Origin of the sequence: Micrococcus sp. MS-ASIII-49 (genome assembly GCF_000946635.1) — a bacterium.
In the GTDB taxonomy this organism is placed as follows: Bacteria; Actinomycetota; Actinomycetes; order Actinomycetales; family Micrococcaceae; genus Micrococcus; species Micrococcus luteus.
Genome location: NZ_JXSP01000150.1, coordinates 1 through 11,781 on the forward strand (window position 1 = coordinate 1; position 11,781 = coordinate 11,781).

Annotated in this window: 9 protein-coding genes; 1 reads left to right on the forward strand and 8 read right to left on the reverse strand. The window is 74.4% G+C overall.

Annotated elements, in window-relative coordinates; genetic code table 11:
- Positions 1-37 precede the first annotated feature (37 nt).
- Positions 38-1,093 carry an alpha/beta fold hydrolase gene (locus tag SJ20_RS09950; protein WP_044659808.1) on the forward strand — a complete coding sequence of 352 codons (1,056 nt, stop codon included), beginning with the start codon at positions 38-40 and terminating at the stop codon, positions 1,091-1,093.
- Positions 1,094-1,159: 66 nt separating this feature from the next.
- Here SJ20_RS09950 and SJ20_RS12310 read toward each other — a convergent pair whose 3' ends face one another.
- From SJ20_RS12310 to carB, 8 genes are all read right to left on the reverse strand, one after another.
- Complete coding sequence (locus tag SJ20_RS12310; protein ID WP_309225964.1) at positions 1,160-3,322, reverse strand: primosomal protein N'; 2,163 nt, start codon at positions 3,320-3,322, stop codon at positions 1,160-1,162.
- 13 nt (positions 3,323-3,335) lie between these two features.
- Complete coding sequence (gene metK, locus SJ20_RS09960; protein WP_010078605.1) at positions 3,336-4,598, reverse strand: methionine adenosyltransferase; 1,263 nt, start codon at positions 4,596-4,598, stop codon at positions 3,336-3,338.
- A gap of 15 nt (positions 4,599-4,613) precedes the next feature.
- A complete protein-coding gene (coaBC, locus tag SJ20_RS09965) occupies positions 4,614-5,900 on the reverse strand; it encodes a bifunctional phosphopantothenoylcysteine decarboxylase/phosphopantothenate--cysteine ligase CoaBC (protein ID WP_044659810.1) in 1,287 nt (428 codons plus the stop codon).
- A gap of 7 nt (positions 5,901-5,907) precedes the next feature.
- Positions 5,908-6,348, reverse strand: coding sequence for a DNA-directed RNA polymerase subunit omega (rpoZ, locus tag SJ20_RS12315; protein ID WP_010078603.1), 441 nt, complete (start codon positions 6,346-6,348; stop codon positions 5,908-5,910).
- Between the two features lie 66 nt (positions 6,349-6,414).
- On the reverse strand, positions 6,415-7,065 hold the full coding sequence (gene gmk / locus SJ20_RS09975; RefSeq protein ID WP_010078602.1) for a guanylate kinase: 651 nt from the start codon (positions 7,063-7,065) through the stop codon (positions 6,415-6,417).
- A gap of 71 nt (positions 7,066-7,136) precedes the next feature.
- Positions 7,137-7,451 (reverse strand): integration host factor, actinobacterial type, encoded by a 315-nt coding sequence (gene mihF, locus SJ20_RS09980; protein ID WP_036313727.1) that lies wholly within the window; start codon positions 7,449-7,451, stop codon positions 7,137-7,139.
- A 137-nt stretch (positions 7,452-7,588) separates the two neighbouring features.
- A complete protein-coding gene (gene pyrF, locus SJ20_RS09985) occupies positions 7,589-8,476 on the reverse strand; it encodes an orotidine-5'-phosphate decarboxylase (RefSeq protein WP_036313723.1) in 888 nt (295 codons plus the stop codon).
- Positions 8,473-11,778 carry a carbamoyl-phosphate synthase large subunit gene (gene carB / locus SJ20_RS09990; protein WP_010078599.1) on the reverse strand — a complete coding sequence of 1,102 codons (3,306 nt, stop codon included), beginning with the start codon at positions 11,776-11,778 and terminating at the stop codon, positions 8,473-8,475. The genes pyrF and carB overlap by 4 nt, the downstream gene beginning before the upstream one ends.
- Positions 11,779-11,781 lie beyond the last annotated feature (3 nt).

Below are 11,781 nucleotides of genomic sequence, written 5' to 3' on the forward strand. Positions count from 1 at the left end.
CAACAACGTCATGCCCTCCTACAGCTAGGGTGGGGACGTGCCTGTCCCGACGCCGTCCGCCGCCCCGGGCCCGCCCGTCCGCCTGCGCGATCTGCTGCGCCCGCCCGCGGCGCCCGCCGATCCCCGCGTGCTCACGGGCCACCCGGCCCGGACGCCCCGCCGGCACACCCTGGCCGTCCCGGACCCCGTCAGCGGGATCCGGTCGTCCGTGGCCGTGTGGGAGTACACCCCCGTTCCGGTGGCCGCGCCGGGATCGCCCGGCGCACCCGAGGGGGACGCGGCCGCTGCCCCGCTCGTGTTCGTGCACGGCTTCCGCGGGGACCACCACGGCCTCGCCCTGCTGGCCGACGCGCTCCCGGAGCATCCGATCCACTCGATCGAGCTGCCCGGCTTCGGGGCTTCGGAGCCCTTCCCCCACGCCGAGCACACCGTGGCCCATCACGCGGACGCGGTGGCCACCGTCGTCGCCGCCCTGGGTCTGCGGGCGACCCCCGTGCTGGTCGCGCACTCCTACGGGACGACGGTGGCGGCCGAGCTGGTCGCGCGGGACCCGTCCCGGTGGGGACGGCTGGTCCTGCTCAACCCCATCGCCGAACCCGCGCTGGAGGCGTCGGCGTCCGTGTCGAGTCGGGTGCTGGCGGCCGTCGCCGAGGGGTACTACGAGGTCGCCGCCCGCCTGCCCGAGCGCCCGGCGCGGCTGCTGCTGGGCGCGCCGCCGGTCGTGTGGGTGACCACGCTCGCCATGACCCACACCAGGGACAGGGATGTCCTCGCGTACACCCATGACCAGCACCGGCGCCACTTCTCGGACTTCGCCTCCGCACGCATGCTCTCCGAGGCGTACCGCGCCTCGAGCACGGGCTCCGTGGCCGACGTCGCCGCCCGCCTCAGCCTGCCGGTGCTGCTGGTCGCGGGGCGGGAGGATCCGCTGGGCTCGGTGCCGGCACAGGAGGCGCTCGCCGCGGCGATCGACGACGCGGGCGGCACGGCGGAGCTGCACGTCCTCGACGGCGTCGGGCATCTGCTGCACTACGAGCGGCCGGCCGCCTGTGCGGCGTTGATCCGCGACTGGCTCCGCCGCGCCGGCCGCTGACACCGTCATCGCCCCGGCGTCGCCGCGCTCCGGCCCCTCGGGCTGCGGGTCGGTCCGGCCGCCCCCTCAGAGCACCCCGGCCGGGTCGAGCCGCACCCGCACCGGGGCGGTCTCCCGCCGAGCGCTCGCTGCGGACCGGGCGGCGCGCAGGGCGCCGACGGTGGCCTCGGCCGCCGCGTAGGGGAAGATCAGCAGGGCGCGGGAGCGGGTCTCGTCGGCGGGGTCCGGCACCGGCCCAATCCAGGGCAGCCGCGCCGGGCCGCCATCGAGCGGGGCCGAGTGCGGATCCTCGTGGACGTCCTCGTCCGGCCGTTCCCGGCGGGCGGCCTCCACGAGCTCGAGGTACTCCGCGACGGCGGCGGCCTCCCCCGTGACCTCTGCGAGGCGGCCGGCGGGAGGCAGGTGCAGCTCGCGCCGCTCGGCGACCTGGCGCGCGGCGAAGCCGTCGGGGTCCCGTCGGACGAGCGCGTTCACCGCCTCCCCCGCGTCCGCGGTGACCACCACGACGCCCCCGTCGGAGGCGGGGCGGACCAGGCAGGCGGCCGCGAGCCAGCGGGCGAGCACGCGGCCCGGCACGTCGAGGCCCTCGCGCTGGAGCTGGCTGTCCCCGTCGAGCAGCAGGGCGGCCGCGTAGCCGTCGGGCGTCGCCGGCTCGGCCCCCACGGTCGCCACCACCAGGGAGGGCCCGGGCGGCACCGAGCCGAGCATGTGCTGCGCCGAGGAGGCGTGCACGGGCACGCGCGGGAACGCCCGGCCCAGCTCCTCGGCCGTGCGGTCCACGCCGCGGGCGCCGGCCCGCAGCGTCGTGCCGCCGCACTCGGTGCACCGGAAGCCGCGCTCCCGGGTGCCGCACCACCGGCAGGCCACCTCCCCGTGCCGGGCGGCCCGCGCGTCGCGGAAGCCCAGCGGCCCCGCGCAGACGCGGCAGCGGGCGGGCGTGCGGCACCGTTCGCACACGAGGGCGGGGATGAAGCCGGCCCGGGCCACCTGCACGAGCACCGGGCCCGGCCGTGGCCCGAGCAGCGCGGCGCGGGCGGCGGCCCAGGCGGCCTGCGGCAGCCGCGCCCGCTGCGCGAACGGGTCGCGCGCCGTCTCCCAGGCGTCGGCGGTGGAGACGACCCGTGGCCCGAGCTCGCGCTGGGTCGCGCGGGAGGGGCCCAGGTGCAGCAGCCAGCCCGACTCGACGAGCCGTTGCACCGGGACGGACCGGGAGGGCCCGGCGAAGAGCAGCGCCGCGCCGGTCGCGCGGGCCCGCTCCAACACGACCTCTCGGGCGTGGAAGTAGGGCGCGCGGGGTTCTGCCCACGCGTCGTCGCCGTCGTCCCAGAGCACCACCAGCCTCAGGTCGCGCACGGGCGACCACACGGCGGCCCGGGTGCCGGCCACGATGCGCCGGGTGCCGCGCAGCGCGGCCAGGTGGGCGCGGTACCGGGGCGTGTTGCCGTCCTCGGAGCCGATCCGCGCGTAGGCGTCCTCCCCCACGTGCTCGTCGAGGGCGGCGCAGAGCCGGTCGAGGTCGCGGTGGTCGGGCACCAGCAGCAGGACGCCGCCGTCCGAGGCGGCCACCGTGCGCGCCAGAGCGGCCAGCGCGCCCGCCTCGTCCCATTCGAACAGGCGCGAGGGCACGACGGCGGCCGCCCGCGCGGCGTCCCCGGCCAGCACGGCGGACACGAACGCGGTGCCCCCCTCGAGGGACTCCCACACCGTGGGCACGAGGCCCTCCTCCGCCGCGGGAGGCTCCGGGCGCTCGGCGTCCGTGCCGGTCAGCGTCACAGGGTGGTCCGCGGCGGTTTCCGCGTCCTCCGCCAGGGCGGCCTTCTCGACCTGCGCAACGCGCGGGGGCACCGCGGCCCGCAGCACGTCCGTGACGACGCCGGCCTGGCGGCGGGCCACCGCGCGAGCCGTCGCCAGGACCTCCTCCGTCAGCGGCGGGATGGCGGTGAGCACGCCGGTGAGCTCGGTGAGCTGGGCGCCGGTGGCCGGCTCCTGCTCCCGCGAGACGAGCCAGCCCGTCATGGCCCGTCCGCCGAAGCGGACGGACACGCGGGAGCCGGGGACCGCCCGGTCGTCCAGGGCCACGGGCACGAGATAGTCGAACTCGCGGTCCAGGTGCGGCACGGGCGAGTCCAGCAGGACGCGGGCGATCGGCCGCTCCGGCCACCCCTCGGCCCGCTCCGGCAGTCGGGGCGCGTCCTCCGGCTCCGGGAGGGCGAACAGCGTGTCCGTGATGCCCGCCTCCGGATCAGAGGCCGGCGGCAGCGCGCAGCTGCTCGACGCGGTCCGTGCGCTCCCACGTGAAGTCGGCGTCGTCCCGGCCGAAGTGGCCGTTCGCGGCGGTCCGTCGGTAGATGGGCCGCAGGAGGTTCAGCTCCTTCACGATGGCGGCCGGACGCAGGTCGAACACCGCGTTCACGGCCTCGATGATCTTCTCCTCCGGCACCGTGGCCGTCCCGAAGGTGTCCACGTACAGGCCCACGGGCCGGGCCGAGCCGATCGCGTAGGCCACCTGGAACTCGGCGCGCGAGGCGAGGCCGGCGGCCACCACGTTCTTCGCGACCCAGCGGAGCATGTAGGCGGCGGAGCGGTCCACCTTGGACGGGTCCTTGCCGGAGAAGGCGCCGCCGCCGTGCCGGGCCATGCCACCGTAGGTGTCCACGATGATCTTGCGACCGGTGAGGCCGGCGTCGCCCACGGGGCCGCCGATGACGAACTTGCCGCCCGGGTTGATGATGATCCGCATGCCGGAGGTGTCGAGGCCGGAGCGCTCGATGACGGGCCGGATCACGTGCTCCTCCACGTCCGCCCGCAGCTGCTCCTGCGTGACCCACTCGTGATGCTGCGTGGAGACCACCACGGCCTCGACCGTGGTGGGCACGTGGCCGGGCGCGTAGCCGATGGTGACCTGCGTCTTGCCGTCCGGCAGCAGGTACGGCATGGGCGTGTTCTCCGCCCGGCGCACCGCGGTGAGCCGCTCGGAGAGCCGGTGCGCGAGGTAGATGGGCATGGGCATGTACGCCGGGGTCTCGTCCGTGGCGTAGCCGAACATGATGCCCTGGTCCCCCGCGCCCTGCTCGTCCACCTCGTCCGCCGAGCCGTACTCGCGGGCCTCGAGGGACCGGGAGACGCCGGCGAAGATGTCCGAGGACTGCTGGCCGATGGAGATGTTCACGCCGCACTGGGCGCCGTCGAAGCCGTTGGCCGAGGAGTCGTAGCCGATGTCCAGGATGGTCTCGCGCACGATCTTGGGGATCTCCACGTACGCCGAGGTGTTCACCTCGCCGGCCACCTGCACCAGGCCGGTGGTGGTCAGGGTCTCCACGGCCACCTTCGCCGACGGGTCGGCGGCGAGGATCGCGTCCAGGATGGCGTCGGAGATCTGGTCGCAGATCTTGTCGGGGTGGCCCGCCGTGACGGACTCGGAGGTGAAGAGGCGGAGCTCTCCGCCGCCCACCCCCGAATACGGGTCGGCGTGGCGGGCGGGGCTCAGCGAGGCGGCATCGGTCATGCCGCACAGTCTAGGTCAGCGGCCCGACGCGCCGGCGGGGTCGCGACCGGCGAGGTCATCCACGATCGCCTGCACGACGGCGGCCGCCGCCTGGTCCTTGGAGCCCACGGTCTCCACGGCGGGGCGGCCGTCGGCGAACAGGATGGTCACGGCGGTCTCGTCCCGGCCGAACACCTTGTCCGTGCCGACCTCGTTGACCACGAGCATCTCGCAGCCCTTGCGCGCCAGTTTGGCCCGGCCGTACTCGAGCACGGAGGACGTCGCGTCGCCGGTCTCCGCGGCGAAGCCGACGATGAGCGGGGCCATGGGCCCGCCCTCGGAGCGGGTCCGCACGGCCGTGGCGAGCACGTCCGGGGTGCGCTCGAGCACGATGACGGGCGCGCCGCCGTCGTCGCCCTTCTTCATCTTGGCGTCGGAGACCTCGGCCGGTCGGAAGTCCGCGACGGCCGCCGCCATCACGAGGACGTCGGCGTCGGCGGCCTCCGCCAGCACGGCCTCGAGCAGGTCCTGCGTGGACTCCACGGGCACGACGCGCTCGACGCCCTCGGGCGTCGGGACGGACATGGACCCGGCGACGAACCGCACGGTGGCGCCGGCCTCGAGGGCCGCGCGCGCCAGGGCGGCCCCCTGCTTGCCGGAGGAGCGGTTCCCCAGGTAGCGGACCGGGTCCAGCGCCTCGCGGGTGCCCCCGGCCGTGATCACCACGGTGCGACCGGCCAGCGGGCCGGGTGTCGGCTCGGCGTCGGACCCGGAGGCCCGGGGACGGCGCGGGGCGCCCGCGGCCGCGGCGGCCTGCGCACGCTCCCAGATCTCGGCGGGCTCGGGCAGCCGCCCGGCGCCGGAGTCGGCCCCGGTGAGCCGGCCCACGGCGGGGTCCACGACCGTGACGCCGCGCTCGCGCAGGAGGGCGACGTTGGCGACCGTGGCGGGGTGGTGCCACATCTCGGTGTGCATGGCGGGGGCCAGGACGACGGGGCACGTGGCGGTGAGCAGCACGTTGCCCAGCAGGTCGGGCGCCATCCCCGCGGCGGTGCGCGCGAGCAGATCGGCGGTGGCCGGCGCGACCACCACGAGGTCCGCACGCCGGCCGAGCCGGACGTGGTTCACCTCGTCGACCGCCTCGAACGTGTCCGTGCGGACCGGGCGACCGGAGAGGGCCTCCCACGTCGCCGCGCCCACGAACTCGAGGGCGTTGGCGGTGGGCACCACGGTCACGCCGTGGCCGGCCTCGGTCATCAGGCGCAGCAGCAGCGCCGCCTTGTAGGCCGCGATGCCGCCGCCGACCCCGAGGACGATCTCCATGACGGGTTCAGGCCTCCGGGGCGTCCTCGGAGGTGCCCTCCTCGGCGCGCACCGTCTCGGCGGCCTCCTCGATGGCGGCGGGATCGCCCATCGGCTGGTGGGCGTCGGCCGACTCGAGGGTGGCGAACGGGTCGTCCTCGCCCGGCAGGGAGAAGTCGCCGAAGTCCTCGGCGGCCAGGTCGGCCTCCGGGGTGGCCTCGACGGCCTCGCGGGACACGAGCAGGTCGGCCTCGATCTCGCGCAGGGCGATGGACAGCGGCTTCTCGTTCAGCTGGGTGTCCACGAGCGGGCCGACGTACTCGAACAGCCCCTCGTGCAGCTGCGAGTAGTAGGCGTTGATCTGCCGGGCCCGCTTGGCGGCGAAGAGCACCAGGGCGTACTTCGAGTCGACCCGCTCCAGCAGGGAGTCGATGGGCGGGTTGACGATGCCTTCGTACTGTTCGGTCACGGGGTCTCCAAAGTCTTCATCTCACTGTCACGTCGGCGCCGGGTGCGGCGTCGGTGCGGCCGGTCCTCAGGCCTCGGTCGGACGGCGCTCGGGGTCCAGCCCCATGAGTCTCACCAGTTCCTCGGCGGCCCGCTCCACGCGGTCGTTCACGACGACGGCGTCGAACTCGGGTTCCGCGGCGAGTTCCAGTCTAGCCGTTTCGAGCCGGCGGCGCTGTTCCTCCGGGCTCTCGGTGCCGCGGCCGAGCAGCCGGGACACGAGTTCCTCCCAGCTCGGCGGCGCCAGGAACACGAAGGTGGCCTCCGGCAGCGCACGGCGGACCTGGCGCGCTCCCTGCAGGTCGATCTCCAGCAGGACGTGGCGGCCCTGCGCCACGGCCTCCATCACGCGGTCGCGCCGCGTGCCGTAGCGGTGGACGCCGTGCACGACGGCCCATTCCAGCATCTCGTCCGCCTCGACGAGGGAGTCGAACTCCTCCGGCGTCGTGAAGTAGTAGTGCACCCCGTCCTCCTCGCCCGGGCGCGCCGGGCGGGTGGTGGCGGAGACGGACAGCCAGGCCTCGGGGTAGTGCTCGCGGACGTAGGCCGACACGGTGCCCTTGCCGACGGCGGTGGGGCCGGCCAGGACGGTGACGCCCGGGCCCGGGGGGCGTTCCTGGACGGCGGTGCGGGCCACCGGGACGGCGGGGGCGGGTCCGGGGTCGAACGTGTCGGTCACGCATCCTCCTGGTGGGACGGGCCTCGCAGGCCCTTCACCCGGGCCGGCGCCGACCCGCCGGGGTGTGGGGGTCACCGGCCAATATAGGCGATCAACGCCTCGCGCTGACGACGGCCCAGGCCGCCCAGCCGACGCCGCGGCGAGATGCCGCACCCCGCCATCGTCTCCCGGGCCCGGACCTCGCCCACGCCCGGCAGGGCCAGCAGCAGGTCCACGGTCCGCAGGCGGGCGACGGCGTCCTCGGTGTCCGCGCGCGCGAACACGTCGGCCAGGCCGACCGCACCGGCGGCGAAGGCCGCCTTGAGCTCCGCCCGCGCCTGGCGGGCCTGGAGGGCCTTCCTCCGGGCCTCCGCCCGCTCCTGCACACTGAGCTGCCGCAACGCCATGGTCTGACCTCGATGCCTCTCATTCCTCACCGGCCCCGTCGAGACCCTTCCACCGTCAAGGACGACGAGCACAGCCGATCGAAAGGGAAGATACCATCCCGTCCACACGGCACGGGCGCGCCGGGAGGACGCGGGCGTCACCGCAGGGCGGCGCGATTCTCCTCGATCGTGTCCACCAGCGAGGCCACCGACGGGCCCGCGCTCAGGATGCCGCGGGACGAGGTCGCCAAGACCTGCGGCCAGGCCGTCCCGAAGTCGGCCCGCATGCCCCGGGCCGTGGCGCCCTGGGCACCGAACCCGGGCGCCAGCAGGGGCCCGCCGAGGGCCGGCAGGTCCAGGCCGAGGCGGTCCGCCTCGGCGGCCACCGTGGCGCCCAAGACGAGTCCCACCGGCCCCCACGCGTCGTCGCCGCGCAGGGCCGCGTTCTCGGCGGCCGCCGCCGCGGCGATGCGCCGGGCGACCGATCCCTCGGCCGACCCCTCGCCCACGTGCTGGACCTCGCGGCCCTCCGGATTGGAGGTCAGCGCGAGGACGAACACGCCGCGGCCGGCCTCGTGGGCGGCGCGGATGGTCGGCACGAGGGTGCCGAAACCCAGGTACGGGCTGAGCGTCACCGCATCCGCGGCCAGGGGCGAGGCATCGGCGATCCACGCGGCGGCGTAGCCGTCCATGGTGGAGCCGATGTCACCGCGCTTGGCGTCCGCGATCGTGAGCACCCCGGCGTCTCGGGCGGCCGCGAGCAGCCGCTCCAGGGCCGCCAGGCCGGCCGATCCGTGGCGCTCGTACAGCGCCACCTGGGGCTTGATCGCCGCCACGCGGGGCCCCTCGGGACCCACCGCCGCCTCGAGGGCGGTCAGGGAGAACGCCTCGAGGCCCGCCGGGGTGTCGCTCAGGCCCCACTGCCGCAGCAGGCCCGGATGGGGGTCCACGCCGAGGCACAGCGGACCGGCCGTCTCCATGGCCTGGGCCAGCCGCCGCCCGAAGGGGGCGCGGGGCCCCGCGCCGCCCGTCGCCGTCGTGGTCACGCCGCGGCCTCCGGACCGGCGACAGCCTGCTGCAGGCGCGCGTCGTGCTCCTGCAGTGAGGTGACGGACCACTCGTAGGACCGCATGGCCTCGATGGCCTGCAGGCACGCCCCGAACTCGGCCGTGGTCGTGATCACCGGCACGCCGAGCGACGTCGCGGCCGCGCGGATCTCGTAGCCGTCCGTGCGGGCGTCGCCGCCGGAGGGCGTGTTCAGCACGAGATCGACGGTGCCGGCGTGCAGCTGCTCCAGCACGGTGCCCGCGCCGTCCTCGTGCCCGGCGTCGGCGATCTTCGCCACGACCTCCGCGGGGATGCCGTTGCGCCGCAGCACCTCGGCGGTGCCGCCGGTGGAGACCACCTGGAAGCCGAGGTCGACGAGGCGCTTGGCCTGGCCCACGAGGGTGCGCTTGTCCCGGTTCGCGACCGACACGAACACGCGCCCCGAGGTGGGCAGCGGGCCGCCGGCGGCGGACTGGGACTTGGCGAACGCGGTGTCGAAGTGCTTGTCGATGCCCATGACCTCGCCCGTCGAGCGCATCTCCGGGCCCAGCAGCGAGTCGACCACGCGGCCCTCCGCGGTGCGGAAGCGGGTGAACGGCAGCACCGCCTCCTTGACCGCCACGGGCGCGCCGATCGGCAGGGTGCCGCCGTCGTACGCCGTGGGCAGCATGCCGGCCGCGCGCAGGTCGGCGATGCTCTCGCCGACGCCGATCCGCGCGGCCGCCTTGGCCAGCTGGACGCCCGTGGCCTTCGAGACGAACGGCACGGTCCGCGAGGCGCGCGGGTTCGCCTCGATCACGTACAGCACGTCCGAGGCGAGCGCGAACTGGATGTTGATCAGGCCGCGCACGCCGACGCCGGCCGCGATCCGCTCGGTGGCGCGGTGCACGCGCTCGAGCACGTCCGGGCCCAGGGTGACGGGGGGCAGCACGCACGCGGAGTCGCCCGAGTGGATGCCCGCCTCCTCGATGTGCTCCATGACGCCGCCGAGGTACAGCTCGGTGCCGTCGTAGAGGGCGTCGACGTCGATCTCGATCGCGTCCTCGAGGAAGCGGTCCACGAGCATCGGCTGGTCGGGGGTGATCTCCGTCGCGTGCGCCACGTAGTGGGCCAGCGCCTCCTCGGAGTACACGATCTCCATGCCGCGGCCGCCGAGCACGTAGGAGGGGCGCACGAGCACGGGGTAGCCGATCTCGTCCGCCACGCGCTTGGCGTCGTCGAAGGAGACGGCCGTGCCGTTCTTCGGCGCCACCAGGCCCGCGCGCTCGAGCACGAGCGCGAACTCACCGCGGTGCTCGGCCAGGTCGATGGCCGCGGGCGAGGTGCCCAGGATCGGCACGCCGGCGTCGGCGAGCTGCTGGGCCAGCTTGAGCGGGGTCTGGCCGCCGAGCTGCACGAAGACGCCGCGCACGCCGCCGGAGGCCTCCTCTGCCGCGATGACCTCCAGGACGTCCTCGAGCGTGAGCGGCTCGAAGTAGAGGCGATCGGAGATGTCGTAGTCCGTGGATACCGTCTCCGGGTTGCAGTTGACCATCACGGTCTCGTAGCCGGCCTCGCGCAGCGCCATGGTGGCGTGCACGCACGAGTAGTCGAACTCGATGCCCTGGCCGATCCGGTTCGGGCCCGAGCCGAGGATGATCACCGACTCGCCCTCGTGCGGGGCGACCTCGGTCTCGAGGTCGTAGCTGGAGTACCGGTACGGGGTGAAGGCCTCGAACTCGGCGGCACAGGTGTCCACGGTCTTGTAGACGGGGCGCACGCCCAGGGCGTGACGCACGCCGCGCACGACCGCGGCGTCCATGTGCCGCAGCGAGCCGATCTGGGCGTCGGAGAACCCGTGCCGCTTGGCGCGGCGCAGCAGGGCCTCGTCGAGGACCTCGGCGTCGCGGATCTCGTCCGCGACCTCGTTGATGAGCACGAACTGGTCCAGGAACCACGGGTCGATCGCGGTGGCCTCGAAGGCCTCCTCGATCGTGGCGCCGGCGTAGAGCGCCTGCTGGGTCTGGGAGAGCCGGTCGGTGGTGGCCGTGCTCGCCGCCGCGAGCAGGGCCTGCGGGTCGGCGTCCTGCGGGAACGCGAGCTCCGAGCCCTTCTGCTCGAGCGAGCGCAGGGCCTTCTGCAGGGCCTCCGTGAAGTTGCGGCCGATGGCCATGGCCTCGCCGACCGACTTCATGGTGGTGGTCAGCGTGGGATCCGCCGCCGGGAACTTCTCGAACGCGAAGCGCGGGACCTTCACGACCACGTAGTCCAGGACCGGCTCGAAGGACGCCGGGGTCTTCTGGGTGATGTCGTTGGGGATCTCGTCCATCGTGTAGCCCAGGGCCAGCTTGGTGGCGATCTTGGCGATCGCGAAGCCGGTGGCCTTCGAGGCCAGCGCCGAGGAGCGGGAGACGCGCGGGTTCATCTCGATGACGACGACGCGCCCGTCCACGGGGTTCACCGCGAACTGGATGTTGCAGCCGCCGGTGTCCACGCCGACCTCGCGGATGACGTTGATCGAGATGTCCCGCAGCTTCTGGTACTCGCGGTCCGTCAGCGTCATGGCCGGGGCCACGGTGATGGAGTCGCCGGTGTGCACGCCCACGGGGTCCACGTTCTCGATGGAGCAGACGACGACGACGTTGTCGTTCTTGTCCCGCATCATCTCCAGCTCGTACTCCTTCCAGCCGAGGATGGACTCCTCGAGCAGGACCTCGGAGGTCGGGCTGTACTGCAGGCCGGCGCCGCAGATGCGGTACAGGTCGGCCTCGTCGTAGGCCATGCCGGAGCCGAGGCCGCCCATCGTGAACGAGGGGCGCACCACCACGGGGTACTTCAGGTCCTCGACGGCGGCCAGGGCCTCCTCCATCGTGTGCACGATGTGGGACCGGGCGGACTCGCCGCCGGCACGCTCCACGACGCCCTTGAACAGCTCGCGGTTCTCGCCGAGCTCGATGGCCTCGATGTTCGCGCCGATCAGCTCGACGCCGAAGCGCTCGAGCACCCCGTCCTTGTCGAGGGCGATGGCGGTGTTCAGCGCCGTCTGGCCGCCCAGGGTGGGCAGCAGGGCGTCCGGGCGCTCCTTCTCGATGATCTTGGCGACCACGGCCGGGGTGATGGGCTCGACGTAGGTGGCGTCGGCCAGCTCCGGGTCGGTCATGATCGTGGCCGGGTTGGAGTTGACGAGGACGACGCGGACGCCCTCCTCCTTGAGGACGCGGATGGCCTGGGTGCCCGAGTAGTCGAACTCGGCGGCCTGGCCGATCACGATGGGGCCGGAGCCGATGACCAGGACGGACTTCAGGTCGGTGCGCTTGGGCATGGA

Coding starts and splice junctions, on each gene's coding strand:
- metK (WP_010078605.1), bottom strand. CDS start 4,598: ATGACCGATGCCGCCTCGCTGAGCCCCGCCCGCCACGCCGACCCGTAT.
- coaBC (WP_044659810.1), bottom strand. CDS start 5,900: ATGGAGATCGTCCTCGGGGTCGGCGGCGGCATCGCGGCCTACAAGGCG.
- mihF (WP_036313727.1), bottom strand. CDS start 7,451: ATGGCGTTGCGGCAGCTCAGTGTGCAGGAGCGGGCGGAGGCCCGGAGG.
- carB (WP_010078599.1), bottom strand. CDS start 11,778: ATGCCCAAGCGCACCGACCTGAAGTCCGTCCTGGTCATCGGCTCCGGC.